This window comes from Snodgrassella sp. W8124 (assembly GCF_016100875.1).
Classification (GTDB): Bacteria; Pseudomonadota; Gammaproteobacteria; order Burkholderiales; family Neisseriaceae; genus Snodgrassella; species Snodgrassella alvi.
In genome coordinates this window covers 1-1133 of record NZ_JACFRP010000011.1, presented here as the reverse complement: position 1 = coordinate 1133, position 1133 = coordinate 1, and the positions used below count along the sequence as shown (strand labels likewise).

Sequence of the window (1133 nt, the reverse complement as noted above, 5' to 3'; positions counted from 1 at the left end):
TGACAATCAACAATACTATAGTCTTGAAGAAAATTCACGAAGACTAGAAAAAAAAGAGCCTTCTGCCTATCTCAAACTACTTACTGCAAAAGATCATATTGAAATCAGAGAGAAGCGAATTTTTATTGACGGGCAACAACTCAATACCGATCAATTTCAAGATGCTCCGATTTTTCTGGGATCAATTGTCGATATTATAAGTCCATGTAGGAAAATTATACTTCCAGCTTGCGGCTACGAATACCGTTCAAAACAGGACTACTATTACTTTTTTACAGATGGTAAAAAAGTTTATGCTTATATCAATCCTGGAGAAAATCAAAAGCCAAAAGTGTTGCATAACGTTTCTCCTCGAAATCTCAAGGCAAACGATTACGATACATTAAAAAAATTACTGAACATATTGCTACCAACAGCAAAGAAAAACGATTAGTTTTAAAAAGATCCGACGGCACCAGTCTCAGCTAGCTGATGACACAGTTTTTTCAGTACTCAAAGGGCATATATATAATTGATTAAATGTCTAGCAAATACCGGTCCTGTTTACTGGCCAGAACTGCACCAAAGTCTGATATTTTTAGATGTGACAAAATTATGTTAAATCAATAAATATTTATACTGTAAATCGGTTTCCGTCCAACTTAGGATAATTCGAACTATAACTTACCTATAAAACCATCTACCTTGAATACGAGCAAATTTTCGGGATAACATAAAGCTGTTTTGTATATTTTAAAGCTATGATAAAAACAATTCTTTATATTCTTATCTTATTTTGCTATGATTTAATTTAATATAAATAATTTTAAAAATTATTGACAATGAAACATACTATACAGCGGATTATATTATTCATCTTCTACTTAATATTCATTAACTTTGCACAAGCAAGTCAAACAAGTGTTTGTCGCATCGACTCTCCTTATTATGATTTGTTGGTTGAAAAGGACGGCATATATCTGCAAGAAACAGTGAAAGCTGAGAACAAAATTAGTTACATATCACAATCAAAAATACGCTTAAAGGAGATTACAGATAAAGGCGCTCGGATTATTTCTGATGATGGTAACAAGATACTTGTATTATCTAATGCAAAATACTATTTTATACGTAAACCCTTATATATAAAAATC

General features: G+C 31.5%; 2 protein-coding genes. Both read left to right on the top strand.

Annotated features, from left to right (window positions below):
- The coding region (locus tag H3U73_RS10575) for a hypothetical protein (protein ID WP_198190522.1) at positions 1-433 on the top strand (433 nt) is incomplete at its 5' end.
- A gap of 388 nt (positions 434-821) precedes the next feature.
- The coding region (locus H3U73_RS10710; protein WP_232336269.1) for a hypothetical protein at positions 822-1133 on the top strand (312 nt) is incomplete at its 3' end.